Origin of the sequence: Mycoplana sp. MJR14, assembly GCF_029210525.1 — a bacterium.
Taxonomy (GTDB): Bacteria; Pseudomonadota; Alphaproteobacteria; order Rhizobiales; family Rhizobiaceae; genus Mycoplana.
In genome coordinates this window covers 698,804-725,690 of sequence record NZ_JARGEO010000001.1, presented here as the reverse complement: position 1 = coordinate 725,690, position 26,887 = coordinate 698,804, and the positions used below count along the sequence as shown (strand labels likewise).

Here is a 26,887-nt window from a genome sequence, read left to right as displayed (position 1 = left end):
ACGTGCTTGCGACGGGACCGGGACGACATGACGGAAGTGGAAAAAACGCTGGAGGAACTCTGCGTCGAGCGCGGCATGCGCATGACCGAGCAGCGTCGCGTGATCGCCCGCGTGCTGGAAAATTCCGCCGATCACCCCGACGTCGAGGAACTCTATCGCCGCTCCGCCGATGTCGATCCGCGCATCTCGATCTCGACGGTCTACCGCACCGTCAAGCTCTTCGAGGACGCCGGCATCATCGAGCGTCACGATTTCCGCGACGGCCGCTCCCGCTACGAGACCGTCCCCGAGGAACACCACGACCACCTGATCGACCTGAAGACGGGCACCGTGATCGAGTTCCATTCGCCCGAGATCGAGGCGCTGCAGGAAAAGATCGCCCGCGAGCACGGCTTCAAGCTGGTCGATCACCGCCTCGAGCTCTACGGCGTGCCGCTCAAGAAGGAGGGCGAGTAGGGCGGTTGCGTGGTCCCCCGCCTGCTTGCAGGATCTGATTGGTCTCCTGGCTCCGCATCGCTCTCGTTCTCACCTGCCTGACGCTCGCGACGCTGGCGCTTTTGCCGGCGCAGCTCGTCTGCCTACGTTTTGATCTCAGGCTTCGCCGCCGCATTCCGCGGCTGTGGCATCGCGCGGCCTGCGCTCTGCTCGGGCTGAAGGTGCGCGTCCACGGTACTCTGGAAGGGCGGCGGCCGCTGATGCTGGCGGCCAACCACGCCTCGTGGAAGGACATCCTCGTTCTCGGCTCGATCGCCGACGTCGTCTACATCGCCAAGTCCGAGGTGCGCGACTGGCCGGTCTTCGGCCTGCTTGCGCGCCTGCAGGCGTCGATCTTCGTCGTCCGGGAGGAGCGGCGCAAGACCGGCGAGCAGGTGGGCGAAATCGCCCGGCGCATGGCGGACGGCGAGATCGTCGTGCTGTTTCCGGAAGGCACGACCTCGGACGGCAACCGCCTGCTGGAGGTCAAGACCTCGCTCTTCGGCGCCGCCGCCACCGCGGCCGCCCAGGTGCCGGGCGGGACGGTGTTCGTCCAGCCCGTCTCGATCGCCTATACCGGCCTGCACGGCATGGCGATGGGCCGCTATCATCGGCCGATCGCCGCATGGCCCGGCGACATCGAGTTGCTGCCGCACCTGCTCGGCATCCTGAAGGAAGGCGCCTTCGAGATCGACGTCGATTTCGGCGAGATGATCCCCTACGACGCTTCCGGAAATCGAAAGGCGCTGAGCCGTCGGGTGGAGCAACGCCTTCGCACCATGCTGGGCGACAGGCTGCGCGCCCGGTGAGCGGGTGGCCGGCGCGGGCCATCGGCGGGCCACGCGCGACAGGGCTTCAATTCCGGGGCTTTTTCGACTAAAGACCCGTCCATGACAGACCGGATTTCCGCAATCGACGAGGCCTCGCAGCCGGCCGCCGCTCCACGCAACAGCCGCAAGGTGTTCGTGAAGACCTATGGCTGTCAGATGAACGTCTACGACAGCGAGCGCATGACGGACGCACTGTCGAAGGACGGCTACGAGGCGACGACGACGCTGGAAGACGCCGACCTCGTGCTCCTCAACACCTGTCATATCCGCGAGAAGGCGGCGGAGAAGGTCTATTCCGAGCTCGGGCGCCTGCGCGACATGAAGAAGGCGCGCGCCAGGGACGGCCGAGAATTCGTGATCGGCGTCACCGGCTGCGTCGCCCAGGCCGAGGGCAGCGAGATCCTGCGCCGGGCACCGGCGGTCGACCTCGTCATCGGCCCGCAGACCTATCATCGCCTTCCCGACGCACTGAAGCGCGCCAAGCAGGGCGAGCGCGTGGTCGACACGGATTATGCGATCGAGGACAAGTTCGAGCACCTGCCGGCGCCGAAGAAGGCGCAGACGCGCGCCCGCGGCGTCGCCGCGTTCCTGACGGTCCAGGAAGGCTGCGACAAGTTCTGCACCTTCTGCGTCGTGCCCTATACGCGCGGCTCCGAGGTCTCCCGCCCGCTGTCCCAGATCGTCGCCGAGGCCGAGCGTCTGGTCGACGCCGGCGTTCGCGAGATCACGCTGCTCGGCCAGAACGTCAATGCCTGGCATGGGCAGGGTGACGGCGGCGCGCCGATCGGGCTCGGCGCCTTGCTGGAGCGGCTGTCGGCGATCGAAGGGCTGGCCCGCATCCGCTACACCACCAGCCATCCCCGCGACATGGACGAGGCGCTGATCAACGCCCACCGCGACCTGCCGAAGCTGATGCCCTACCTGCATCTTCCCGTGCAGTCCGGTTCCGACCGGATCCTCAAGGCGATGAACCGGCGCCATACGGCCGCCGACTACCTCGCCTTGATCGAACGCATCCGCGCCGTTCAGCCGGACCTCGCCATTTCCGGCGACTTCATCGTCGGCTTCCCCGGCGAGACCGACGAGGATTTCGAGGACACGATGGCACTTGTCCACAAGGTCGGCTATGCGCAGGCCTTCTCCTTCAAGTACTCGATCCGGCCGGGCACGCCGGGGGCGGAGATGGACGGACACGTTGCCGAAGGTGTAAAGTCCGAGCGCCTTGAGAGACTGCAGGCGCTGCTGTTTCAGCAGCAGACCGCCTTCGCTGCAGGATGCGTTGGCAAGGAAATCGATCTTCTGCTCGAAAAGACGGGCCGCATGCCCGGACAGCTCGTCGGCCGATCGCCTTGGCTTCACCCTGTTAATGTTGATGCAAACGGCTCCGAAATCGGTGACATTATAAGGGTACGAATCACCGGTGCCGGCCCGAACAGCCTTTTCGCCGAGGCGATTGGTTGAGGGGCGGACAGCAAGGGAGCGTTGCCGCTTGAACGGACACGAATTGATGACGACATCGCCGCGCCAGTCGAAACCGCCTGCGACAGACGCAAATCACTTCGTGCTCACCTTCGAAAACAACCGATACGCCAGCGAGCTCTTCGGCCAGTTCGACCAGAACCTGAAGCTTCTCGAACAGCGGCTGCAGATCGAGGCGCGGCCCCGCGGCAACTCGGTCTCGATCAGCGGCGATATCACCGCCACCAACCAGGCCCGCCGCGCGCTCGACTATTTGTACGGGCGGCTGCAGAGCGGCGGCTCGGTGGAACTCTCCGACGTCGAAGGCGCGATCCGCATGGCCGTTGCCGCCGACGACCAGCTCCTGCTGCCGACCATGGAGCGCAAGGCCAAGCTCACCATGTCGCAGATTTCCACGCGCAAGAAGACGATCGTTGCGCGCACGCCGACGCAGGATGCCTATATCCGCGCGCTGGAGCGATCCGAACTCGTCTTCGGCGTCGGCCCGGCCGGCACCGGCAAGACCTATCTCGCCGTGGCTTATGCGGCGCAACTGCTGGAGCGCGGCGCGGTCGACCGGATCGTGCTGTCGCGGCCGGCCGTCGAAGCGGGCGAGCGGCTCGGCTTTCTGCCGGGCGACATGAAGGAGAAGGTCGACCCCTATCTGCGCCCCCTCTACGACGCTCTCTACGACATGATGCCGGGCGACAAGGTCGAGCGCGCCATCACCGCCGGCGTCATCGAGATCGCCCCGCTCGCCTTCATGCGCGGCCGCACGCTGGCCAATGCCGCCGTCATCCTCGACGAGGCGCAGAACACCACCTCGATGCAGATGAAGATGTTCCTCACCCGTCTCGGCGAGAACGGCCGCATGATCGTCACCGGCGATCCGAGCCAGATCGACCTGCCGCGGGGGATGAAGTCGGGCCTGGTCGAGGCGCTGCAGATCCTGCGCGGCGTGGAGGGCGTATCCGTCGTCCGCTTCAAGGACGCCGACGTCGTTCGTCACCCGATGGTCGCGCGCATCGTCCGGGCCTACGAATCCCAGAGCGCCGTCCAGGACGAAAGCGAGCACATGGACCGCTGAGGCGGTCCTGCAAGACCGATGAGCGAAATCGAGATCCAGATCAGCGTCGAGGCAGGCCCCTGGCCCGACGAGAAGACGCTTTCTTCCATGAGCGAACGCGTCATCGGCACGGCTGCGCGCCATCTGGCGCGCGAAGAGGGGCAGCCCCTGCCGCAGGCCGCCCCCGAATTGTCGCTGCTCTTCACCGACGATGCCTCGATCCGCTCGATCAATGCCGAATGGCGCGGGCAGGACAAGCCGACGAACGTGCTGTCCTTCCCCGCCTTTCCGGTGCAGCCCGGCGACATGCCGGGCCCGATGCTCGGCGACATCATCCTTGCGCACGAGACCGTCGCGCGCGAGGCGGCAGAGATGGGCAAGCCGTTCGAGGAGCACCTGACGCATCTTTTGGTGCATGGATTTCTGCACCTCTTCGGTTATGATCATATGGAAACCGACGAGGCCGAAGAAATGGAAGGGCTCGAGACTCGCATTTTGAGCGAGCTTGGCCTATCTGATCCGTACGGGGACGACCCGGTTTGACAGTTTGGAACGATGAGCGATTTGAGATCACAGCCGCTTTCGGCTGATACCAACGAGGCCGGTGCCTCGGAACAGGACGACGGGGGCAGTACGCCCGGGCCGGAACCGCAGGCGAGTCCGGCAAGGAATTTCTGGTCACGCGCGATGCGCTTCTTCAGAAGCAGCGATGCGTCGTCGCTTCGCCACGACCTGGCGGAAGCGCTGAGGACCCCGGCTCCCGAAGGGGACGCCGCCTTTTCGCCCGAGGAGCGGGCGATGCTTCACAACATTCTCCGTTTCCGTGAGATCCGGGTCGAGGACGTGATGGTGCCGCGCGCCGACATCGAGGCGGTGGAGCAGGACATCACCATCGGCGAGCTGATGATGATTTTCGAGGAGTCCGGCCATTCGCGCATGCCGGTCTATTGCGACAGCCTCGACGATCCGCGTGGCATGGTCCACATCCGCGACCTGCTCGCCTACGTGACCAAGCAGGCGCGCAACAAGCGACGCAACGGCGCGAAGACCGCAGCCGCCAGGGTGGCGATCGGCACCCGGTCGACGGCCGGCGCCAAGGCTGCGAACGGCGTGGCCGCGGCAGCGGCCGGCGAAAGGCCGGGCAAGACGCCGAAGGCGGAGTTCGACCTCGCCCGGATCGACCTGACCAAGACGGTCGTCGAGGCCGGCATCATCCGCCCGGTGCTGTTCGTCCCGCCGTCCATGCTGGCCTCCGACCTGATGGGGCGGATGCAGGCGACCCGCACGCAGATGGCGCTGGTGATCGACGAATACGGCGGAACCGACGGCCTGGCCTCGCTCGAGGACATCGTCGAGATGGTCGTCGGCAACATCGAGGACGAGCACGACGACGACCAAGCGATGATCACGCGCGTCTCGGACGACGTCTTCATCGCCGATGCCCGTGCCGAGCTGGAGGAGCTTGCCGAGACGATCGGCCGCGACTTCGACATCCGCGAGCAACTCGAGGACGCCGACACGCTGGGCGGCCTCATCTTCGGCTCCCTCGGCCGGATTCCGGTGCGTGGCGAGGTCGTGCAGGCGCTGCCGGGCTTCGAGTTCCATGTGCTCGATGCCGACCCCAGGCGCGTCAAGCGCGTGCGCATCACCCGCAAGCGCTCCTCGCCGACGCGCCGGCGGCTGACGAGAGCGGAAGGCGAGGGGCAGCAGCTTCCGCCGCCGCAGGAGCACGTCCTTACCGAAAGCGGCAAGACCGAAGGCAACGCCTGAAGGCGGCGGGCGCCGGCCGCATGGCCGGCGTTTGCCCGACGGCACCGCAGACTGCCTTCTTCGAATCTCGGCATTTCCCCGACGCGGCGCGACAAGCGCTCTTTTTTTTGGAAGACTTGCCGCGCTGATTCGCTGCAGGTCGAGAGGGCATGATGACACGTCTGGCAGGCAAGATGATGCTGTTGTCCGGTTGGACCCGGGCGCTGGCGGCATTCCTGGCGGGCCTGTTCGGCGTGCTGGCGCTGCAGCCCTTCGGCTTCTTCGCCGCCCTGTTTGTCTCCTTTTCGGTCCTGGTCTGGCTGATCGATGGCGCCAGCGGCGATCCCGACGCGGGCTTCCTGCGAAGGCTCGCGCCGGCCTTCCGTGTCGGCTGGTGCTTCGGCTTCGGTTATTTCCTCGGAAGCCTCTGGTGGCTGGGCAACGCCCTGCTCGTCGACGCCGAGGCGTTCGCATGGGCCCTGCCGCTGGCGGTCGTCGGCCTGCCGGCGTTCCTGGCGTTCTACTATGGATTTGCCACAGCGCTCGCGCGCCTGTTCTGGTCGGATGGCGTCGGGCGCATCTTCGCACTCGCCGCGGCCTTCGGCATCGCCGAGTGGCTGCGCTCGTTCCTCTTCACCGGCTTTCCATGGAATGCCGTCGGCTACGGCGCCATGCCGATTCCGTTGATGATGCAGCCGGCGCGGATCGTCGGCGTGGCCGGCATGAACGTGCTGGCGGTGTTCGTCTTCGCAGCGCCGGCGCTTCTGTGGACGGGACGGGGCAAGCGGATCGGGCTGTCGATCGCCGCGCTGCTTTTGGCGCTGCAGGCGGGCTATGGTTTCTATGCGCTGCGGGTGATGCCCGAGCCCGCCGATACCGACGTGACGGTTCGGCTGGTGCAGCCCAACATCGACCAGGCAGGCAAGTGGGACGACGCCAACCGCGTGGCGATCTTCGAGAAGCACCTGGCGCTCAGCGGCGCCCCGCCCGCAGGCGGGAAGAGGCCGGACATCATCATCTGGCCGGAGACATCGATCCCCTTCATCCTGACGGACAATCCCGACGCGCTGACGCGGATCGCCGCCGTGCTGCAGGACGACCAGGTGCTGATCACCGGAGCGGTGCGGACCGAGGATGCAGGCGCCGGCAAGGAGCCGCGCTACTACAATTCCATCTATGCGATCGACGGGACCGGGCAGATCCTGGGTGCGACCGACAAGGTGCACCTCGTGCCCTTCGGCGAATACATGCCGTTCGAGGCGCTCCTCAACTCATGGGGCGTCACTGCCGTAGCCTCCATGCCCGGCGGCTTTTCCGCCGCGCGCGCACACCAGGTGCTCACGCTCCCCGGCAACCGCTCGTTCTACCCCATGGTCTGCTACGAGGCGATCTTTCCCGACGAGATCGAAGCTACAGCGCTTTCCACCGATGCCCTGCTGAACGTCACCAACGACGCCTGGTTCGGCGATACGCCGGGTCCCTACCAGCATTTCCATAAGGCGCAGGTGCGTTCGGTCGAGACGGGACTGCCGCTGGTGCGCGTGGCCAATACCGGAATTTCCGCGGTGGTTGACGCAAAAGGCCGTATAATAACCGGGCTTCCATATAATATGGACGGGTTTCTGGATGCAACCATACCGGGAAAAAGCGAGACGCTTCATGACACTGTGTCACGAAACCTGTGGTTTTGGACGGCAGTTGCAATCTTTTTCGGAATAGGGGCGTTTTCTCGCATTGGTTTTATCCGGCATGCGAATTGACCAAAAACCCCTAAAATTGCATAGTGGCAAATACCGGCATTTTATAAGTATTATAAAGTCCGAAAAGGTCTCGGATACAACGTGACGTTAAGGCTTATGATAGATGCCGGATAAATGGGGCCATTTCGCGCGTTAGGACAACAGCAATGATTGAAAACAAGAAGAAGCCGAACCCGATCGACATTCACGTCGGTAGCCGGATCCGCCTTCGCCGAACCATGCTTGGCATGAGCCAGGAGAAATTGGGCGAAAATTTGGGGATCACCTTCCAGCAGATCCAGAAATACGAAAAAGGCACCAATCGTGTCGGCGCGAGCCGCCTGCAGAACATTTCCAGCATACTCAACGTGCCGGTTTCGTTTTTCTTCGAGGATGCGCCGGGGGAGAATACCGGAAACCAGCCGGGAATGGCCGAAGCGTCCAGCTCGAACTACGTGGTCGACTTTCTCTCCTCTTCGGAGGGGCTTCAACTCAACAGGTCCTTCGTCAAGATCAGCGATCCCAAGGTGCGCCGTAAGCTTGTGGATCTCGTGAAGGCGCTGGCCGCCGAGGCGGAGGAATAGGCTTCGCCTGGACGGAAAAAGTTACGCAAGAAAGCGGCTCCTTTTGGAGCCGTTTTCTTTTTGTGGCCTCTCCGGGGAAATAATCGCATATAAAGATATGTTTATGTCGTTCTGCGCTTGTTTTTCGACCCCGAACTGACTAATACGGAACCGTCTTCATTGAGGGGAATCCCGTATGCGCAGCAATTACCTCTTCACCAGCGAGTCCGTGGCCGAGGGGCATCCCGACAAGGTTTGCGACCGCATTTCCGACGAGATCGTCGACCTGGTCTACCGCGAGGCGGCCAAGACCAAGTATGATCCCTGGACGGTCCGTATCGCCTGCGAGACGCTGGCGACCACCAACCGCGTCGTGATTGCCGGTGAGGTGCGCCTGCCGCCGAGCCTTCTGAAGAAGGACAAGGACGGCAACGACGTCATCAACCCCTCGAAGTTCAAGGCCGCGGCGCGCAAGGCGATCCGCGACATCGGCTACGAGCAGAGCGGCTTCCATTGGAAGAGCGCCAAGATCGACGTGCTGCTGCATGCCCAATCGGCCGACATCGCCCAGGGCGTCGACAATGCCGCCGACCAGCAGGGCGACGAGGGCGCGGGCGACCAGGGCATCATGTTCGGCTATGCCTGCCGCGAGACCGCCGAACTGATGCCGGCGCCGATCTACTATTCCCACCGCATCCTGCAGCTCCTGGCCGACGCCCGCAAGAACGGCAACGGCGACGTCGCCAAGCTCGGCCCCGACGCCAAGAGCCAGGTGACCGTGAAGTATGTCGACGGCAAGCCCGCCGAGGTGACCTCGATCGTGCTTTCCACCCAGCATCTCGACGACAGCTGGGATTCCAAGAAGGTCCGCCAGGTCGTCGAGCCCTATATCCGCGAGGCGCTGGCCGACATCAAGATCGCCGGCGACTGCAACTGGTACATCAACCCGACCGGCAAGTTCGTCATCGGCGGCCCGGACGGCGACGCCGGCCTGACCGGCCGCAAGATCATCGTCGACACCTACGGCGGTGCCGCGCCCCATGGCGGTGGCGCGTTCTCGGGCAAGGACACCACCAAGGTCGACCGCTCGGCCGCCTATGCCGCGCGCTACCTGGCCAAGAACGTCGTGGCCGCCAGCCTCGCCGATCGCTGCACGATCCAGCTGTCCTACGCCATCGGCGTGGCCCAGCCGCTGTCGATCTACGTCGACCTGCACGGCACCGGCAAGGTCACCGAGGACGAGGTCGAGGCCGCGATCCGCAAGGTCATGGATCTCTCGCCCTCGGGCATCCGCCGCCACCTCGACCTGAACAAGCCGATCTATTCCAAGACCTCCGCCTACGGTCATTTCGGCCGCAAGGCCGGGCGCGACGGCTCCTTCTCCTGGGAGAAGCTCGATCTCGTCAAGCCGCTGAAGGACGCACTCAAGGCCGAGACGGCCAAGGCGGCCTGATCGGCCTTTACGGACCCTGATCGAAGACTGTAAAGCGGGTGCCTCCCCAGGGAGACGCCCGCTTTTATCGTGAGAGACCCGCCATGTCAGAACAGCAGCACCCGACCCGCGCCACGGAGGCCTTTTTCGGACGCCGCAAGGGTAAGCCGCTTCGCGAGCGCCAGGCCCGCCGGCTGGAAGAGGTGCTGCCGACGCTGGCGCTGGATCTGTCGCAGCCGGCGCCGGAGCGGCTGGAAGGCCTCTTCCCGTTCGGCCCTGCGCGGATCCGGCTCGAGATCGGTTTCGGCGGCGGGGAGCACCTCATTCATCGCGCGCTCGAGAACCCTGAGACCGGGTTCATCGGCGTCGAGCCCTTCATCAATTCCATGGCGAAGCTGGTGGGGCGGATCGAGGAGACCGGTGCGCGCAACGTCCGTCTCTACGACAACGACGCGATGCAGGTTCTGGACTGGCTGCCACCGGAATCGATCGACCAGATCGACCTGCTCTATCCCGATCCTTGGCCGAAGCGGAAGCATTGGAAGCGCCGCTTCGTATCGCGCGTGAGCCTCGATCGCTTCGCAAGAGTGCTGAAGCCCGGCGGGCTCTTCTGTTTCGCCTCCGACATAGACACCTATGTCAACTGGACGCTGGCGCACTGCGCCGCGCACCCCGCGTTCGAATGGACCGCGGACAATGCCGCCGACTGGCTGACGCCGTTCGCCGGCTGGCCGGGCACGCGCTACGAGGCGAAGGCAAAGCGCGAAGGTCGCAGCTCTGCCTATCTCACCTTCCGGCGGGCATGAGCCCGCCACGGATTGCTGTCAGTGCAGGCTGACCGTGCGAAGCTCGTCCTCGGCAGCCTTGTAGAAGGTGCTGGAACGGTTGTCGGTCAGAAGGATCGGCGTGCCGTCCGCGCCGAAGAGCGCCCAGAGGTCCAGGCTGGGATCGATATCCGGCGCTTCGGGGAAGCAGCGCGAAACCTCGTCGGCGCGCATCTTGCGGATATAGCCCACTTCGCCCGCGCCCAGATGGGCGAGGTCCGCCTTGGTGACTTGAGGGGTGATGGTTTTCAGTCCCATGTTTGCCTCCTGGCAATGTGCCGGATTGGATACCGGCCTGCCGGACGCCCGCCGTCGATATGACCCGTCGGTGCATCCGGAAAATATCCGTATGTGGGTGAAGCTCCGGCGGGTGTTCCCGCAGGAACGGCACTTGGCCTAGTCTGGTACGGAAATGTTAATTTTCCTTACCATTCGCTCTGGCTCGGGCCGTGCAAGGTCGATGGCGAGGAGGCCGTTGCGCAGCTCGGCGCCCAGCACCCGCATGCCGTCGGCAAGGACGAACATGCGCTGGAACTGCCGTGCGGCAATGCCCCGGTAGAGGTAGTCCCGCTCTTCCGTGTCGGTCTGGCGACCGCGCACGATCAGCTGGTTCTCCTCCGTGGTCACCTCGAGCTCCTCTTCCGAAAACCCGGCCACCGCAAGCGTGATGCGGAGCCGTTCCGGTGAGCCGGAGACGCCATCGGCGCGAATGCGTTCGATGTTGTAGGGAGGGTAGCCGTCATTCCCCTTGGCGATCCGCTCCAGGGTCTTCTCCATGGCGTCGAAGCCGAGAAGGAGTGGGCTGGCAAAAGGCGTAATCCGGCTCATGTCGTTAGTCCTTGCTTTCAAGCGACTGGTCGCGGGACCCGAATTCGGCATCCCGACATCCAGCAATATGGGGGCTGCCTGGCACCCGTGCAAGACGCTTGCGAAGTGCCGTCCGGCAAATATAGTCGCCGTTTCGCCGCCAATTGCCGGCGCGACCACACGATTCGGAGAAGTTGAGGCCCATGTCGCCACCAAGAAAGATCATCATCGATACCGATCCGGGCCAGGACGATGCCGCAGCGATCATGCTGGCCTTCGGCAGCGCCGACGAGCTGGAGGTGCTGGGCATCACCACTGTTGCCGGCAACGTTCCCCTGAGCCTGACGGCGCGCAACGCCCGCATCCTCTGCGAGCTTTGCGGGCGCACGGACGTCAAGGTCTTCGCGGGTGCGGACGCACCGCTCAGCCGTCCGCTCGTCACCGCCGAGCATGTCCACGGCAAGACCGGTCTCGACGGCCCGGATCTCGACGAGCCGACGATGCCCCTGCAGGACATGCATGCGGTGGACTTCATCGTCGAGACGATCCGCTACGAGCCCTCCGGCACGGTGACGCTGTGCACGCTCGGGCCGTTGACCAACGTCGCGCTCGCCCTTCAGAAGGCGCCGGACCTGGCCGGCCGCATCGCCGAGATCGTCATGATGGGCGGCGGCTTCTTCGAGGGCGGCAACATCACCCCGGCCGCGGAGTTCAACGTCTATGTCGATCCCGAGGCGGCCGATATCGTGTTCCGCGCCGGCGTCCCGATCGTGATGATGCCCCTCGACGTCACTCACAAGGTTCTCACCCTGCGCAGCCGGGTCGAGAAGCTTCGCGCGATCGGCACGCCGCCGGCGCTGGCCCTGGTCGCCATGCTGGAGTTCTTCGAGCGCTTCGACGTGGAGAAATACGGCTCCGACGGCGGACCGCTGCATGACCCGACGGTGATCGCCTATCTGCTGCGGCCGGACCTGTTCGGCGGCCGCCACTGCAATGTCGAGGTCGAGACGGGCTCGCCCCTGACGACCGGGATGACCGTCGTCGACTGGTGGCAGGTCACCGGCCGCAACCCCAATGCCCGGGTGATGCGCGACATCGATGCCGACGGCTTCTTCGAGCTCCTGACCGAGCGCGTCGCCCGGCTCTGATGCGAGAACGGCGCCGCGGGGGCGGCGCCGTTCATTCTTTTCCCGTGGCGCTGTCTGGCGCTCAGAACTCTTCCCAGTTGTCCTGGGCGAGCGCCGTGTTGCCGGCAACCTGCGGGACCGCACGCGGCGCGGCGGGGCGGGCGTAAGCGGCACGCGGCGCCGTTGCCGCCGGGGCCGCAGGTGCGGCCGGCTGGGCCGGGCGCTGCGGCTGGCGCACTGCAGGGGCGGACTGCTCCTGTGCCGTGCGGAAGCGGGCGACGAGCGACTGCAGCGTGCGCGCCTCCTCGTTCAGCGCGACGCTGGCAGCGGTCGTTTCCTCCACCATCGCGGCGTTCTGCTGGGTCACCTGGTCCATCTGGTTGACGGCCGAGTTGATCTCCTTCAGGCCGACCGCCTGCTCGGAGGCGGAGGACGAGATCTGGCGGATCAGGCCGTTGATCTGCATGACCTGCTCGGCGATCTTTTCCAGCGCATTGCCGGCCCGGCCGACGAGATCGACACCCTCGCGCACCTGCGTTTCCGAGGCGTTGATGAGGTTCTTGATCTCCTTTGCCGCATTCGCCGAGCGCTGCGCCAGTTCGCGGACTTCCTGGGCGACGACGGCGAAGCCCTTGCCGGCCTCGCCGGCGCGGGCGGCCTCGACACCGGCGTTCAGCGCCAGCAGGTTGGTCTGGAAGGCGATCTCGTCGATCACGCCGATGATGTTGGAGATCTCGCCGGACGACTTCTCGATGCCCTTCATGGCCGCGATCGCCTTCTGGACGACCTCGCCCGACCGGCCGGCGTCCTCGCTTGCCGAGGCGACCGACTGGGCCGCGACGCGGGCGTTCTCCGCGCTCGAATTGACCTGGGAGGTCAGCTGGTCGAGGGCGGCGGCCGTTTCTTCCAGGCTTGCGGCCTGCTGCTCGGTGCGATGCGAAAGGTCGCCGGCGCCGTTCGAGATCTCGTTGGTGCCGTTGGTGATGTTGGCGACCGACGCGTTGACGGTGCCGATCGTCTCCTCGAGGCTGCCCATGGCGGAGTTGAAGTCGGCCTTGAGCTTCGCATATTCGCCCGGGAAGTCGCCGGACAGGCGGTAGGACAGCTCGCCGGCAGAGAGCCGCGAAAGCCCTTCGGCAAGCCGCGAGACGATGTCGCGCTGCAGGGCGCCGGAGGCCTGGCGCTCCGCTTCGGCCCGGTTGCGCTCGCTGTCGGTCATCTGGCGCTGGTTTTCCGCATCGGCCTCGAGACGCTTGGTGTCGGCGAGCTGGTGGCGGAAGCCTTCCAGCGCCTTCGCCACGGCACCGGTCTCGTCGGTGCGCTCTTGGCCCAGGATCGGTTCGGCATATTCGCCGCGGCCCAGCCGGTCGACGTCGGCGACGAGGCTTGCGAGCGGCGTCTGCACGAAGCGACGGACGGCGAGCCACAGGCCGAGCAGGACGACGCCGAGCACGATCACGCCGCCGAGAACCATCATCAGGGTCTGGTCGCGGACGGGTGCGCTCGCCACAGAATGCGGGATGTCCACGAGGACGGCCCAGGTGGCGTTCACGCCCGGCAGCTCGACCGGGTAGACGACCCGGTCGAACGGCTCCAGGCCGTCGAGGGACAGGTTGGCGATGAAGCCCGGCTTCTGTGCGCCGAGGGCTTCCTTGACGATATCGCTGCCGGCGCCGTCATAGTCCTTCATCAGAAGGTCCGGCTTCGGCGGCACGAGCCACTTGCCGGTCTGCGTCAGCACGAGGACGCGGCCGGTGCCGAAGGGGCGCAGCGCGGAGACGCGCTCGGCCAGCGTCGACAGGCGGACGTCGACGCCGCTGACGCCGATCAGCTTGCCCTTGGACAGGACCGGGTAGGCGATGGAGGCCATCGAGACGTTGTCGCCGGTCGTGCTCTCGGTATAGGGCGGGCTCATGGCACCCTTGCCGCTCTTGGCGGCGAGCGCGTACCAGCCGCCCTCGTAGTCGGACTCGAAGGTCGAGAAGGTCAGGCCGCCTTCCTTGTTCTTCGTCCAGTAGGGGTTGAAGGTGCCGTCCTTGCTGCCGGCGAATTCCTTGTTCCCGACATACTCGGAGGCCTTGCCGTCGAACGTGTCCTTCTCGGCGGCGAACCAGCTGCCAAAGGCGAAGTCGTTGGCCTCGGCGCCGACGCGCAGCATGTCGATGACGGCCTTGCGGTCGAGGTACTGGCCCTCGTGGCCCTTGGCGATGATGCCGGCGTTCGAGCGGGCAGCGCTGGCCAGTTCGCCGATGGCGCCGGCGACGTCTTCGGAGATGGCGCGGGCCTCGCTGTTGGCTTCGTTGAGGATCAGCGCCTCGACGCGATCCTCGGATTGCGAGATAAGGATGAAATTCGATGCAAGCAGGACGACGGCGATCGTTCCGCCGGTAACTGCGATCAGCTTTGTCGCGAGCGACTTGGGCTGTAGGTTGAACATGAAATCCTCACAAGCTGAGACGGTCGCCGAGCGGGTGCGCGGCGGCGGAACGCAATCGGAATGGGGAAGGCTCCATCATGGAGAACGGGGCAGGCCGACCGGCGCCCGGCGGGGCGGATCTGATTTTTCGCAGTTTTCCGCCCAAGCACTTCAAATATCTGCAAGTCCTTAATGAATTTGATATGATGCGGCTCGAATTCCAGCCTATTCGCCCCCTCGGGAGGGCGGAAATGCTCTATGGACAGCAGTTCGAGGACCGCGCGGACGCGGGCCGGAGATTGGCCGCGGTGCTTTCCGGTGAGAGGATCGGGCAGCCGGTGGTTCTGGCTGTGCCGCGGGGCGGCGTGCCCGTCGCCGCCGAGATCGCAGCGGCGCTCGGGGCGGAGCTGGATTTTCTCTTCGTGCGCAAGATCGGGGCGCCGTCAAACCGCGAGGTCGCATTGGGAGCGATCGCCGGCAGCGGCCAGCCGCAGGTCGTGCTGAACGATGACCTCGTCGGCCTGTGCGGCGCCACGTCGGCCTATCTCGACGACGAGGCGGCCAGGCAGCGGACCGAGATCGATCGCCAGCGCCGGCGATATCTGGGCGACAGGGTACAGGTGCCGCTTCAGGGCCGCAACGTCATCGTCGTCGACGATGGGGTGGCGACCGGCGCTACCCTGGCGGCGGCGCTGAAGGCGGTGCGGCTGCAGGCGGTCGCCTCCATCACGCTCGCAGTGCCGGTCGGTCCGCCGGAGACGGTGCGGCTTCTGGCGCGCTCGGCCGACCGTGTCGTCTGCCTCCAGCAACCGGCCGGCTTCCGCGCCGTCAGCTGCCACTATCGCGATTTCGCGCAGGTTACCGATCAGGAGGTGGTCGATCTCGTGACGCGGCCTGCCGCCGACCCGCCATAGAAAACGGCCCGCAACCTGCGGGCCGTTCGTCATGTCACGTAGCGTGGGGCTCAGCGCACCCAGAGAACCTGGCGGCTGCCGCGGTCGACCAGCACGGGGCGGTCTTCCACATAGATGTAGCCATAGTCCGGGCTGTCCGGGACGGCGATGAGGTCGACGTCCTCGGGGACGACGGTGCCGGCCGCGACCGGCCCTTCCAGCACCACCGGGCCGACCGGATGGCGCTCGATATAGGTGATCGTCGTTTCCGGGATCGGCGGGGCAATGCTGCCGGTCGTCTGCACTTCGTCGACATAGACGACCTGGCGGTCACTGGTCCGCACGATGACGGGCCGGTTTTCGACATAGACGTAGGAATAGTCGGGCTGGTCCGGGATCGGCGTCAGCACGACGTCTTCGCGCAGGCGCGTCTCGGTCGTCACCGGACCCTCGAGCACCACCGGCTCCACCGGGTTTTCCATCACGTAGACGCGGGCTTCCTGCGGAACCGACGTGGCCGCGCCCAGCGTGGCGCCGGCGACGCCGCCGATTGCGGCACCCACCGGTCCGCCGACGAGGGCGCCAGTCAGCGCGCCGGCGGCGCCACCAGTGGCCGCTGCCGCGCCGGGGTTCGGCTTCCGCTCCTCGGCGTGGGCCATCGAGGCGCCCGCGATCGCGAGCGCAACGCCGGTCATCAGAATCTTGTACATCGGTATCTCCTTCCGAATTGGGTCCGTGTGTTTCCCTTCGCCAACACAACGTGGCGCAGAGCTTACGGTTCCCGGTTGCGGAAAGAGGGCAGGTAACGAACTGTTACGCGATCACGCTGTCGCGCCGCGCGATTTCGTAGTCTTCGGTATGGACCTGCAGGCCCTCGGGCGTCAGCACGACGATGCCGTAGGCGCCGGGTTCGTCCACCGAAAGCGAAGGATTGGGGGCGTCGAAGGGCATGGGCTGCTGGTGCACCGGGCTCTTGAAGATGGAGAAGGGAATGCCGCGATGCGAGCCGCCGATCGTGCGATGGACGTGTCCGGCGAAGATGTGGCGGACGTTGCCGCGACGCAGGACAAGTTCGTAGAATGCCGCCTCGTTCGTCAGCCGGATCGCGTCCATGCCGGTGAAGCCGGTGCGGTGCGGCGGGTGATGCATGAAGAGGAGGACGGGCTTGTCCGTCTCCGCGAGCCGCTGGTCGAGCCAGGCAAGCCGCAGCTCGCAGAGCAGCCCGGCGTGGCTGGCCGGATAGTCGTAGGGCGGTGCGAACAGTGTGTCGAGCAGCAGCACCCGGCAGTCGTCGAAGTCGATCGCCTGTTGCACGAAGCCGTCCGCGTCGGGGGTGACGTGATCGAAGATCTGCAGGAAGCGCTCGCGATTGTCATGGTTGCCGATCGTGATCGCCGCCGGTGGCGCGAGCGTCGACAGGAGCGCCTTGAGCCGGAGGTAGGAGGCCGTGTCGGCCCGATGCGTGAGATCGCCGGTGAAGATCACCCGGTCGGCATCGGCATGATGGCGGTTCACATGATCGATACCCTTGCGCAGGCGCTCGAACGGGTCGAGGCCGATGATGGTCACGCCCTCGGGCGTCATGTGAAGGTCGGTGAAGACGATGAGCTTGGTCATGAAAAGGTCCGTGGATGAAAGGTGGCGGCGAAATCTCACCGGCCGCACCGCAATGGTCAAGCCTGCAGGCGATCGGGCGCCGCGAACCCTCTGCCGCTCGTCCGGCCCCAAGTCCGGCCCCAAGTCCGGCCCCGCCTCCGCATGGCTGGTCCCTGGTCCTGTGCCGCAGGCGATGAAAGCAGTTGGATTGCGCCCCGCCGTGATGTAGCAGGATCCTGATCGTCCGTGCCGCAGCGGCGCGGGACAAGCAAGGCGAGTGGAGTGGCGCGATGAGATGGAAACGCACGATCCAGCTTCTGGACGTTCATTGCGAGGGCGAGATCGGCAAGGTCGCGATCGGCGGCGTGCCCAGGATCCCCGGCAACTCGATCGCCGAGCAGCTCAACCACATCAACACCGTGGATGACAGCCTTCGCCGGTTCCTCTGCCTGGAGCCGCGCGCCGCCGCGACCGGCTCGGTGAACCTGCTTCTGCCGGCCAAGCGCCCCGAGGCCGATGCCGGCTTCATCATCCTGCAGGCCGATCAGGCCCATGCTTCCTCCGGCTCCAACTCCATCTGCGTCACGACGGCGCTGCTGGAGAGCGGCATCGTGGAGATGAAGGAGCCGGAAACGGTCGTCGTGCTCGACACCGCCGCCGGCCTCGTCAAGGCGACCGCGACCTGCCGCGACGGCCGCTGCGAGAAGGTCAAGCTCACGATGGTGCCGTCCTTCGTCCACGAACTGGACGCCGAGATCGACACGCCCGACTGGGGCCGCGTGCGCTTCGACATCAGCTATGGCGGCATCTTCTACGCGCTGGTCGACGTCGAGCAGATCGGCACGACGATCGAGAAGGCCAATGCGCGCAAGCTGGTCGATGCCGGCATGGCGCTGAAGGACCTGATCAACAGGGCGATGCCCGTCGTCCATCCGGAAATTCCGGAGATCAACGGCATCGCCTACGTGATGTTCCGCGAACGCGAGGCCGACGGCACGATCCGGACGGCCACGACGATGTGGCCGGGCCGCATCGATCGCTCTCCGTGCGGCACGGGCAATTCCGCCAATCTCGCCACGCTGCATGCGCGCGGCAAGGTCAAGGTGGGCGACACCTTCCGCTCCCGCTCCATCATCGGATCGCAATTCGAGGTGGGCCTGGAAGCGGAAACGGAGGTGGCCGGGCGCAGGGCGATCATCCCGACGATCACCGGTCGCGGCTGGACGTTCGGGCTGCATCAGGTGGCGCTCGATCCGACCGACCCGCTGGCGAACGGCTTCGCCATGACCGACACCTGGGGTCCGCAGGCGGGCGAGATCGGCTGACGCCGGCGGCGGGGCGCTGGCCCCGACCCGATTGCCGCCGGCACGCGGCTCATGGGGTTCCGTCGACCACATCGTCGGCAGGCTGCGGGAAATCGGCGACTAGGGCTGCGATCTCGTAGCCGTCGGCTGCGGCCGCGTTGAGCCATTCGGCCGCCTTGCCGGCATCCGCCGCGGTACCGATCCCGTCGCGATAGGACATTCCCAGCGCATAGGCGCCGAGCCGGTCGCCGGCCTCGGCCGCCTGGCGGTAGAGCGCATGGGCGGCGGCAGGATCGCCGCCCTTCTGGAGAAGCTGGCCATAGCGCACCATGGCCACGGTATGGCCGCCTTCCGCCGCCTCGCGGTAGAGCTCCTGCGCCGCCAGCACCTGACCGCCCTGCTCGAGCGCACGGGCGAGCTGGAATGCGAAGCGGGCCCTGCCGCCGGCATTGTAGGCTTCCCGGCAGGCCGAGAGCGCTACGCCGAGCTTGATCCTCCCATCCGCGACAGGCGGGAAGGCGGGATTGCGCGCGCGGTCATGCCGGCTGGCGGCGGCCGCGTCGCATTGGTCTTCGATGGAGAGACCGGTCGCACCGGCCGGCGCGGCCGCGGTGAGGGCCGTCGCGATGAAAAATGCAAGTCCCGCCGTCTTCATAGTAATCATACGCACGATGCGTCTCCCTTTCCTTTGCGCAGGTTAGACGTCGAGTACGGGCGGGTTTGTTCCCCAGGGGACAGGCAGCAGCATTTCGCAGGGCATAGTCCAACCCTTGCCGGCGGTCGCGCGGCCAGGAGACGAAGGGGTTCATCATGCAGGAAGACAGACACGGCTTGGTCGTCGATCGCCGCACGTTCATTGCAGGCGGCATCCTCGCTCTGACGGCGTTTCCGGGCGCCACGCGGGCGGCTACGGTCATCGGCACGGTCGATGAGGCGCGGGGTACCGTCAGCCGCCGGGCGCGCGGCAAGCTCGCCGCGATGCGGGCCGGCGCCGACGTCATGGATCGCGACGTCATTCTGACCGGCGACGGCAGCTTCGCCGAAATGACGCTGGGCGAGGCGACGAAACTCCTGCTCGGCAGCCGTACCGAACTGCTCGTCGACAGCTTCATCGCCAATCAGGGCGGCACGATCGAACTCGGCACTGGCGGCATGATCTTCGACCGGCCGGAGCAACAGCCGAAGATCGACCTGACGGTGCGCACCGCCTTCGGCATGATCGGCGTGCGCGGCACGAAGTTCTTCGCCGGTCCGAACCGGCGTCCATTCGCCGTCTTCGTCGAGCGCGGCCTGGTCAGCTTCACCGCCGCCGGCGTCACGCGTCAGGTCGGGGCGGGGGAGGGCGTCGACGTTGCCGCACCCGGCGAGGCGCCCGGCCCGGTGGTGCGGTGGGGCGAGGCGCGCATCCGCGAGGCCTATGCCAGCATCGGCGTCCGCTGAGGGGCCTTGCGGCGCCGGTCGTTACGCCGGCCCGTCAGGGCCGCCGGCCGGAGCGCCACTGACGGGAGCCTCTTCGAGCGGGGTGAAGATCTCCATCTGCGCGATGCCGCGGATCTCGTGGATCCCGAGCGAGCGCATCGGCCGGGCGGATTCCGCGGCGGCCGCGGGCCCGATGCAGATGCCGGTGCCGAACAGCTTGTCGACCTCCTGCAGCCGCGCTGCGACATTCATGGCCTCTCCATGGGCGGTATAGTCCAGCGTGCTGCCCGTGCCGATGTCGCCGAGCACGACCGTGCCGGTCTCGATTCCGATGCGGGTGCGCCCGAAACCGGCCTCCGCAAACTGCGGCCGACGGCGCATCTCTTCCGTCAGCGCCCGGATGGCCAGTGCGCAGTCGACCGCCCGGTCCACGTGTTGATCGAGATCCTCGGGTGCGTTGAAGAGCGCGTGGACCGCATCGCCCACGACCTTGTTGACCATCCCCCCGTGCTCGGTGACGAGCGTGTTGACCTCGCGATAGTAGATGTCGAGGAGGGCCACCAGCCTCTGTGGCCCGATCCTGTGCGACAGGCCGGAAAAATCCGCGATGTCGGTGAAAAGCGCGGTCACCTGGCGCTCTTCTCCGCCGACGCGCTCGAGACCGGGATTGTCGAGATAGCGCGAAACCACCGAGGGCGGCAGGTATTGCCCGAAGCGCTGGCGGGCGGTCTGTTCGGCGCGGCGAACGTCGGCGAATTTCAGGATGCCGGTGACGAGCAGCGCGGCTGCGAGCACCATCGCAATCGTCGGCGCATCGACGAGAAGGCCGCTCTCGCGATAGACCAGTGCAGCGCCGGCGAGCGTTGCCAGGATCAGGCCTGTTCCGACCGCCGCCGCATAGGTCGGGCGCAGACGTGTGACGGCGAGCGCGCCGCAGATGCCGGCCAGGAGGGCGAAGGCGGCCTCCGCGGGAACGAGGCGCCGGTCGCGCAGCGGGATGAAGCCGCTCAGGATGGCCGTGGCGACGTCGGCATGGATTTGCACCGACGGTTCCAGCGGCATCGAGGCGCTGGCCCTCAGTCCGCCCAGCGTCGGCAGGCTGCTGCCGACCAGCACCAGCTTGCCGCGGATCCGCTCGGCCGGGACGTCGCCGTTCAGGACATCGATGGCGGAGACGGTGCGGCGGGCGATGCGCGCTGCGTCCGAGGCGGCGAAGCGCAGGTTTCCGTCGTCGTCCAGGCGCAGCAACCGTCCGTCCAGGCGGATCCATGCCGGCGTTCCACCGAGCACCGGGGTTGCGACGTCGGCCGCACGTCGGGCGGCCTCGAGCGCAAGCGCGGGATAGGGCACGTTGCCGACGATGGCGTAGGGCGCCACGCGCCTTACGAGCGCGTCGCCGTCTCCGACCAGGAAGGCCGCTGCCGCCGCTGCCGACCTGTTCTGGAAGAGCGGGCAGGATGCCTCGGCTCCTTCGATGAACCAGAGATCGGGGATGGCGACCGGCCGCTGCACGGCAAGCTCCGGCACCGGCTGCGGGGCGCGTTCCGCACCGTCGCCGACCAGGAAGCCGAGGATCGTCGGCACCCGGCTGATCGCGTCCGCCAACGCCCTGTTGGCCGGGTCTGCGGGGTCGCAGTTGCTGCTGAAGACGAAGTCGAGCGCGACCGCGGCCGGTGCAGCCCTGGTCAGGGCATCGACCAGTCCGGCCGACTGCGTCCGGCCCCATGCTTCGCCCGGCGCTGCCTGTGACGAGCGCTGGTCGACGTCGACGACCAGCAGCCGGTCCGTCTCCGGCGCGCCCACCGCCTGGATGAGCGCATCGAAGAACAGCTCGCGCGGCCGTGCGAGGAAGGCATCGGCGAAGGCGTAGAGGAGGACTGCGCCGAGCAGGCTGATGAAGATGCCGGCGAGAAGGGGCTTCCCGCCGAAGGATCGACGGCTGTGGGGCACCGCCGCTACTCGTCTTCCGGCTCGGCTACCGAAAGCAGCCTGCCGATGTGGCAGAAGATGATGCCGTCGGTGCGGCGGATGGCGCCCGCTTCCTCCAATGCCAGGATCGAGCGGTTGATCTTGGGCCGGCTCGCGCCGACGATGCTTGCGATCTCCGTCTGGCTGAGCGCGAGCTGGAGGTTGGCGCTCTCGGGCAGTTCGTTGCCGTGGATGTTGCGCAGCGTGGCGAGGAAGAAGCGCGCCACGCGCGAATCCAGATCGTAGAGCGCAATGGTCTCCAGTTGCTCTGTCGTCTCCCTGAGCTTGGTGCAGAGATAGTGGATGATCGCCTGGTAGGACTGGACGTTGCGGGTCAGCACCTCGAGGAAGTCGCGCTTGCTGATCACGTAGCCTTCGGTGGCGATCATGGCGGTCGCGTCCGCCGAACGCGGCTGTCCGTCCAGGATCGCCAGTTCGCCGAAGATCGAGCCGGCCTCCAGGTGCCGCAACGTCAGTTCCTTGCCCTGCGGGGTCAGGAGCGAGATCTTGATTCGGCCGGAGATGACGACGATCAGGTAGGTTCCCTCGTCGCCGCGCTGGAACAGGACGGTCCCCGCCTTCCACTTGCGATAGCTAGCAATGGTGGCGATATCGCCGATCGTTTCCTTGTTGAAACCCTCGAAGATCGGAAACGAACGCCAGAATGCCGTGCTTCTCGTGACCTCGTTCATATGCGCCGCCCTCGGTTGACGGGCGAATTCCCGGTCGTCCGCCCTGATCCGCGGGCAATTCTTCCCGCACTCGGCGATTGCTTGCAACAGAAAAGTCTTAAAGACAAGCGGGGTGTGGCTGTCTATGGTTTCCCGTGGTCCGTGCGTCGTGCTGCACGATCGTGCTGAATTGCTGAACGATGTGTCCACATTGTAGCGGTCTAGTGTAAACGCAACGATCTGGTAAGAATTCCTGCAACGAAACCCAACCGCCAGGAGCCTGCCATGCCTCACAACGTCGTCGTCCTCGTCGGACGCATTCTCCTTTCCGTCATGTTCATTCTGTCCGGCTACCCGAAGCTGCTCGATCCGTCGGGTACCGCCGGCATGATCGCCGGTGCGGGCCTGCCGGCCTCGACCGCTCTCGCCTACCTCGCCGGCCTGTTCGAGCTGGTCTCGGGCCTGTTCATCCTCGTCGGCTTCCAGACGAAGATCACCGCCTACCTGCTCGCTCTCTTCTGCGTCTTCACCGCACTCGTCTTCCATAGCGGCCCGATCAACGTTCCGGATTTCCCGGAAGCCGCCAACGGCCTGCTGACCATGTTCAACGGCCTGATGATGATGAAGAACCTGACGATCGCCGGCGGCTTCCTCGTGCTGGCCGCCTTCGGCCCCGGTTCGATCTCGGTCGACGCCCGCCGTGGCGCCCCCGTCGTCGCCTGACCGTCCGGCCATCCCATGAGAGCCTCCCCGGTGCCGCCGGGGAGGCTTTTTTGTGTCTCGCCGCACAAGCGACAGCCGGTTCGTCTGGCATCGTAGGCCGCTAGCTGCTATGCGCTCGGAAACGCCGAAGGAGAGGCTCCCATGTTTTCCAACTCGTTCACCGATCGCGACACCATGGCGGAACTGCTCGCCCGCATGCTGTGGGAAATCAAGGCGGTTCATTTCCGGCCCGAGGAACCCTACAAGCTGGCCTCCGGCATGGCGAGCCCGGTCTATATCGATTGCCGCAAGCTGCTGTCCTACCCCCGCATCCGCTCAGCGGTGATGGACTTCGCCGCGGCCACCCTCCTGCGCGACGCGGGCTTCGAGCAGTTCGACGTCATCGCCGGCGGCGAGACGGCCGGGATCCCGTTCGCAGCACTCTTGGCCGATCGGCTCGGGCTGCCGATGATCTATGTCCGCAAGAAGCCGAAGGGGCATGGCCGCAATGCCCAGATCGAGGGCGTCCTGCCGGAAGGTGCGCGCGTGCTCGTCATCGAGGACCTGACCACGGCCGGCGGCTCGATGTTCACCTTCATCGACGCGGTCCGCGAGGCCGGCGGCATCGTCGACCACGGCATGGCGCTGTTCTACTACGGCATCTTCGCCGAGGCGGAGGCGCGTTTCGCCAACGGCAAGGTCAGGCTTCACCACGTCTCCACCTGGCGCAACGTGCTTGCGGTCGCCCGTGCGCAGAAGCTCTTCGACGAGGCGACGCTTGCCTCCGTCGAGGCTTTCCTCAACGCGCCGCTTCTGTGGTCGGCCGATCACGGCGGCGTCAGCACCCTGCCGACCGCCTGAACCGCAGACGCGCGACAAAAGGCGCTGGCGTTTTTCCGCGCGGTCCATTAAATCGATTGAAAAATCGTTGGAGGATGTCTTCATGATCCTGTGTTGTGGCGAAGCGCTGATCGACATGCTGCCCCGCAAGTCGACGCTCGGCGAGGATGCCTATGCCCCCTATGCGGGCGGGGCGATCTTCAATACCGCGATCGCGCTCGGTCGTCTCGGCGTGCCGGCCGCCTTCTTCACCGGCCTGTCGGATGACATGCTCGGCGACGTGCTGCGCCAGGCGCTCGCCGACAGCCATGTCGACTACAGCCCCTGTGCCATTCTCTCCCGCCCGACGACGGTCGCGTTCGTCAAGCTGGTCAACGGGCAGGCGACCTATGCCTTCTACGACGAGAACACCGCGGGCCGCATGATCGGCACGGAGAACCTGCCGGTTCTCGGCGACGATTGCGAAGCGCTGCACTTCGGCGCCATCAGCCTGATCCCCGAGCCCTGCGGCTCGACCTACGAGGCGCTGCTGATGCGCGAGCATGACAGGCGCGTCATCTCGCTCGACCCCAACATCCGTCCCGGCTTCATCAAGGATCGCGCCGCCCACCAGGCCCGCATCGAGCGCATGGCGGCGAAGTCCGACATCATCAAGTTCTCGGACGAAGACCTGGAATGGTTCGGCATGCACGGCAGCCACGACGAACTGGCGGCCGAATGGCTGAAGCGCGGCCCCAAGGTCGTGGTCATCACCAAGGGCGCCGACGGTGCGGACGGCTACACGAAGAACCTCAAGGTCTCCGTCGCCGGTGAAAAGGTCGAGGTCGTCGATACGATCGGCGCCGGCGACACCTTCGACGCCGGTGTGCTGGCGTCGCTGAAGCGTAACGATCTGCTGACCAAGGAAAAGGTCGCCTCGCTCGGTGAGGCCGGCCTGCGCGACGCGCTCGCCCTTGCCGCGAAGGCCGCCGCCGTCACCGTCTCCCGCGCCGGCGCCAATCCGCCCTGGGCCCGCGAAATCGGACTCTAGGCGTCTCTGCTCCTCTCGCCGACCGAGGCGAGGGGCTGCTTCCGGCAATATAAAACTTCATACTTCCAGTATTCTCCCCCGGCGGGGAGAAGGTGGCGCGGAGCGTCGGATGAGGGGCGAGCACCGCGCGCGGCAAGTCCGCTCATGGCCTGGAGGAATTCGCTCTTCTCCCCGGAACGAGCGAAACGGGCCGCCCTCGCGAGAAGGCGGCCCTGGTGGCTTTGCCGTGGATCCGTGCCGGCTCCGAGGCGGGCGGCTTACTTCGCCGCCTTCAACAGGGCCGCGACCAGGCCGGCGGTGGACGAATCGTGTCCCTCCGCGCTCTCCTTGCCTTCCACGACCGGCAGCAGCCCCGTCGCCAGTTCCTTGCCGAGTTCCACGCCCCACTGGTCGAACGAATTGATGTTGAACAGCGCGCCCTCGACGAAGACGCGGTGCTCGTAGAGGGCGATCAGGCGGCCGAGCGCAAACGGGGTCAGTTCGTCGTAGACCATGGTGATCGACGGGCGGTTGCCGGAGAAGACGCGGTGCGGCGCGATCCGGTCGGCCTTGGCATCGTCCATGCCCTTCGAGGTCAGCTGCGCCTTGGCCTCAGCGAGGCTGCGCCCCTTCATCAAGGCTTCCGACTGCGCCAGGCAGTTGGCGATCAAAAGCTCGTGCTGGTGGCGCAGGTTCTTCTCGTGGCCGTTGGCGGCGATCATGAACTCGGCCGGGATGACGGTCGTGCCCTGATGGATCAGCTGGTAGAAGGCGTGCTGGCCGTTGGTGCCGGGCTCGCCCCAGACGACCGGGCCGGTGTCGCCCTCGACCGGCTTGCTGTCCATCGTCACCGCCTTGCCGTTCGATTCCATGTCGAGCTGCTGCAGGTAGGCGGGAAAGCGCGACAGGCGCTGGTCGTAGGGCAGGATCGCCCGCGACGGATAGCCGAGCACGTTGCGGTGGTAGAAGCCGATGAGCCCGAGCAGCATCGGAATGTTCTGGCGGAAGGGTGCCGTGCGGAAATGGTTGTCGATCGCATGGCCGCCGGCGAGGAACTCTGCGAAGTTGTCCTTGCCGATCGCGATCATCAGCGGCAGGCCGATCGCCGACCAGATCGAATAACGCCCGCCGACCCAGTCCCAGAAGCCGAACACCCGTTCCCCGGCGATCCCGAAGGCGGAGACCTTGTCGAGCGCGGTGGAGACGGCGCAGAAGTGGTGGCCGACCGCCGCCTCGCCGAGCTTGCCGGCGATGAAGGCGCGCGCCGTTGCGGCATTGGTCATCGTCTCGATCGTGGTGAAGGTCTTTGAGGCGACGATGAAGAGCGTCGTTTCCGCCTCCAGCAGCTTCAGCGTGTCGGCGATGTGCGCGCCGTCGATGTTGGAGACGAAATGCAGGCGCGGCCCGTCGTGATGGGGGGCAAGCGCCAGCGTCGCCATCACCGGGCCGAGGTCCGAGCCGCCGATACCGATATTGACGACGTCGGTGATCTTCTTGCCGGTCGCACCGGCGAGCCTGCCGGAGCGGATGCCGTCGGCGAAGGCGCCCATGGCGTCGAGCACGCCGTTGACGTCCGGCATGACGTCCCGGCCGTCGACGAGAACCGGCGTGTTGGAGCGGTTGCGAAGGGCGGTGTGCAACACCGCGCGCTCCTCGGTGATGTTGATCTTCTCGCCGGCGAACATGGCGTCGCGCTTCTTCTCGACGCCCGCTTCCCTGGCCAGCGCTTCCAGCCCGTCGAGGATGCGCTCGTTCACCGCGCATTTGGAGAAATCGAACAGGAAGTCGTCGAGCGAGACGCTGAAGCGGGCGAAGCGTTGCGGGTCGGCGGCGAAGGCGGCCCGGATGTCCGTGGCGTTGGTGTCCTTCGCGGTGATCTTCAGCGTTTCGACAAGCGCGTTCATGACAGTCTCCCTGCATCGCAACATGGCTGGTGGCGCTAGCTAGTCGCTTTGCATGGCGTGAATCAAGGGCGCGATGCCGCTTTCGGATGAAAGCCG

At 66.1% G+C, this 26,887-nt stretch carries 26 protein-coding genes; 17 read left to right on the top strand and 9 right to left on the bottom strand.

Features of this window, described 5'->3' with window-relative positions; genetic code table 11:
* The first annotated feature begins 27 nt into the window (after positions 1 to 27).
* From P0086_RS03570 to trmB, 10 genes are all read left to right on the top strand, one after another.
* On the top strand, positions 28 to 456 hold the full coding sequence (locus P0086_RS03570; RefSeq protein ID WP_112595954.1) for a Fur family transcriptional regulator: 429 nt from the start codon (positions 28 to 30) through the stop codon (positions 454 to 456).
* A 38-nt stretch (positions 457 to 494) separates the two neighbouring features.
* Positions 495 to 1,283 carry a lysophospholipid acyltransferase family protein gene (locus tag P0086_RS03565; RefSeq protein WP_275782510.1) on the top strand — a complete coding sequence of 263 codons (789 nt, stop codon included), beginning with the start codon at positions 495 to 497 and terminating at the stop codon, positions 1,281 to 1,283.
* Positions 1,284 to 1,364: 81 nt separating this feature from the next.
* Positions 1,365 to 2,765, top strand: coding sequence for a tRNA (N6-isopentenyl adenosine(37)-C2)-methylthiotransferase MiaB (gene miaB, locus P0086_RS03560; RefSeq protein WP_275782508.1), 1,401 nt, complete (start codon positions 1,365 to 1,367; stop codon positions 2,763 to 2,765).
* 28 nt (positions 2,766 to 2,793) lie between these two features.
* Positions 2,794 to 3,849: a PhoH family protein gene (locus P0086_RS03555; protein WP_112595963.1), complete on the top strand. Its 1,056-nt coding sequence runs from the start codon at positions 2,794 to 2,796 to the stop codon at positions 3,847 to 3,849.
* An 18-nt stretch (positions 3,850 to 3,867) separates the two neighbouring features.
* Positions 3,868 to 4,371, top strand: coding sequence for an rRNA maturation RNase YbeY (gene ybeY, locus P0086_RS03550; RefSeq protein WP_112595965.1), 504 nt, complete (start codon positions 3,868 to 3,870; stop codon positions 4,369 to 4,371).
* Positions 4,372 to 4,383: 12 nt separating this feature from the next.
* The gene (locus P0086_RS03545) at positions 4,384 to 5,598 is read left to right on the top strand and encodes a hemolysin family protein (protein WP_112615402.1); all 1,215 of its coding nucleotides are present in this window, start codon (positions 4,384 to 4,386) and stop codon (positions 5,596 to 5,598) included.
* A gap of 152 nt (positions 5,599 to 5,750) precedes the next feature.
* A complete protein-coding gene (gene lnt / locus P0086_RS03540) occupies positions 5,751 to 7,337 on the top strand; it encodes an apolipoprotein N-acyltransferase (RefSeq protein ID WP_275782502.1) in 1,587 nt (528 codons plus the stop codon).
* A 146-nt stretch (positions 7,338 to 7,483) separates the two neighbouring features.
* Complete coding sequence (locus P0086_RS03535; protein WP_112595970.1) at positions 7,484 to 7,900, top strand: helix-turn-helix domain-containing protein; 417 nt, start codon at positions 7,484 to 7,486, stop codon at positions 7,898 to 7,900.
* Positions 7,901 to 8,075: 175 nt separating this feature from the next.
* Positions 8,076 to 9,332 carry a methionine adenosyltransferase gene (gene metK, locus P0086_RS03530; protein ID WP_112609146.1) on the top strand — a complete coding sequence of 419 codons (1,257 nt, stop codon included), beginning with the start codon at positions 8,076 to 8,078 and terminating at the stop codon, positions 9,330 to 9,332.
* A gap of 83 nt (positions 9,333 to 9,415) precedes the next feature.
* Positions 9,416 to 10,117, top strand: coding sequence for a tRNA (guanosine(46)-N7)-methyltransferase TrmB (trmB, locus tag P0086_RS03525; protein WP_112609148.1), 702 nt, complete (start codon positions 9,416 to 9,418; stop codon positions 10,115 to 10,117).
* An 18-nt stretch (positions 10,118 to 10,135) separates the two neighbouring features.
* Here trmB and P0086_RS03520 read toward each other — a convergent pair whose 3' ends face one another.
* A complete protein-coding gene (locus tag P0086_RS03520) occupies positions 10,136 to 10,393 on the bottom strand; it encodes a DUF1150 family protein (RefSeq protein ID WP_112595978.1) in 258 nt (85 codons plus the stop codon).
* Positions 10,394 to 10,531: 138 nt separating this feature from the next.
* Positions 10,532 to 10,963: an Hsp20 family protein gene (locus tag P0086_RS03515; protein ID WP_112595980.1), complete on the bottom strand. Its 432-nt coding sequence runs from the start codon at positions 10,961 to 10,963 to the stop codon at positions 10,532 to 10,534.
* Between the two features lie 182 nt (positions 10,964 to 11,145).
* Between P0086_RS03515 and P0086_RS03510 the strand changes: the two genes are divergently transcribed.
* A complete protein-coding gene (locus P0086_RS03510; RefSeq protein WP_275782496.1) occupies positions 11,146 to 12,090 on the top strand; it encodes a nucleoside hydrolase in 945 nt (314 codons plus the stop codon).
* 61 nt (positions 12,091 to 12,151) lie between these two features.
* Here P0086_RS03510 and P0086_RS03505 read toward each other — a convergent pair whose 3' ends face one another.
* The gene (locus P0086_RS03505; protein ID WP_275782493.1) at positions 12,152 to 14,506 is read right to left on the bottom strand and encodes a methyl-accepting chemotaxis protein; all 2,355 of its coding nucleotides are present in this window, start codon (positions 14,504 to 14,506) and stop codon (positions 12,152 to 12,154) included.
* A 77-nt stretch (positions 14,507 to 14,583) separates the two neighbouring features.
* Here P0086_RS03505 and P0086_RS03500 point away from each other — a divergent pair, with 77 nt between their 5' ends.
* Complete coding sequence (locus P0086_RS03500; RefSeq protein WP_275782491.1) at positions 14,584 to 15,399, top strand: phosphoribosyltransferase family protein; 816 nt, start codon at positions 14,584 to 14,586, stop codon at positions 15,397 to 15,399.
* A gap of 50 nt (positions 15,400 to 15,449) precedes the next feature.
* Here the strand turns inward: P0086_RS03500 and P0086_RS03495 are convergent, their stop codons facing one another.
* A complete protein-coding gene (locus tag P0086_RS03495) occupies positions 15,450 to 16,088 on the bottom strand; it encodes a DUF1236 domain-containing protein (RefSeq protein ID WP_112609156.1) in 639 nt (212 codons plus the stop codon).
* Between the two features lie 103 nt (positions 16,089 to 16,191).
* Positions 16,192 to 16,995, bottom strand: a complete 804-nt coding sequence (locus tag P0086_RS03490) for a phosphodiesterase (protein WP_112609158.1) — start codon at positions 16,993 to 16,995, stop codon at positions 16,192 to 16,194.
* A 269-nt stretch (positions 16,996 to 17,264) separates the two neighbouring features.
* Between P0086_RS03490 and P0086_RS03485 the strand changes: the two genes are divergently transcribed.
* Positions 17,265 to 18,299, top strand: a complete 1,035-nt coding sequence (locus tag P0086_RS03485) for a proline racemase family protein (RefSeq protein WP_112595996.1) — start codon at positions 17,265 to 17,267, stop codon at positions 18,297 to 18,299.
* A gap of 49 nt (positions 18,300 to 18,348) precedes the next feature.
* Here P0086_RS03485 and P0086_RS03480 read toward each other — a convergent pair whose 3' ends face one another.
* Positions 18,349 to 18,942: a sel1 repeat family protein gene (locus P0086_RS03480; protein ID WP_345799297.1), complete on the bottom strand. Its 594-nt coding sequence runs from the start codon at positions 18,940 to 18,942 to the stop codon at positions 18,349 to 18,351.
* A gap of 146 nt (positions 18,943 to 19,088) precedes the next feature.
* Between P0086_RS03480 and P0086_RS03475 the strand changes: the two genes are divergently transcribed.
* The gene (locus P0086_RS03475) at positions 19,089 to 19,718 is read left to right on the top strand and encodes a FecR family protein (RefSeq protein ID WP_275782486.1); all 630 of its coding nucleotides are present in this window, start codon (positions 19,089 to 19,091) and stop codon (positions 19,716 to 19,718) included.
* Between the two features lie 21 nt (positions 19,719 to 19,739).
* Here the strand turns inward: P0086_RS03475 and P0086_RS03470 are convergent, their stop codons facing one another.
* A complete protein-coding gene (locus P0086_RS03470; protein ID WP_275782484.1) occupies positions 19,740 to 21,647 on the bottom strand; it encodes a CHASE2 domain-containing protein in 1,908 nt (635 codons plus the stop codon).
* A gap of 5 nt (positions 21,648 to 21,652) precedes the next feature.
* Complete coding sequence (locus tag P0086_RS03465; protein WP_112596006.1) at positions 21,653 to 22,357, bottom strand: Crp/Fnr family transcriptional regulator; 705 nt, start codon at positions 22,355 to 22,357, stop codon at positions 21,653 to 21,655.
* Between the two features lie 264 nt (positions 22,358 to 22,621).
* Between P0086_RS03465 and P0086_RS03460 the strand changes: the two genes are divergently transcribed.
* The 3 genes from P0086_RS03460 (at position 22,622) to P0086_RS03450 (ending at position 24,908) form a co-directional block, all read left to right on the top strand.
* Positions 22,622 to 23,059, top strand: coding sequence for a DoxX family protein (locus P0086_RS03460; protein ID WP_275782482.1), 438 nt, complete (start codon positions 22,622 to 22,624; stop codon positions 23,057 to 23,059).
* 141 nt (positions 23,060 to 23,200) lie between these two features.
* Positions 23,201 to 23,899: an orotate phosphoribosyltransferase gene (locus tag P0086_RS03455; RefSeq protein ID WP_148178263.1), complete on the top strand. Its 699-nt coding sequence runs from the start codon at positions 23,201 to 23,203 to the stop codon at positions 23,897 to 23,899.
* 82 nt (positions 23,900 to 23,981) lie between these two features.
* Positions 23,982 to 24,908: a carbohydrate kinase gene (locus tag P0086_RS03450; protein WP_112596378.1), complete on the top strand. Its 927-nt coding sequence runs from the start codon at positions 23,982 to 23,984 to the stop codon at positions 24,906 to 24,908.
* Positions 24,909 to 25,165: 257 nt separating this feature from the next.
* Here the strand turns inward: P0086_RS03450 and pgi are convergent, their stop codons facing one another.
* A complete protein-coding gene (gene pgi / locus P0086_RS03445) occupies positions 25,166 to 26,791 on the bottom strand; it encodes a glucose-6-phosphate isomerase (protein WP_275782479.1) in 1,626 nt (541 codons plus the stop codon).
* Positions 26,792 to 26,887: the final 96 nt, after the last annotated feature.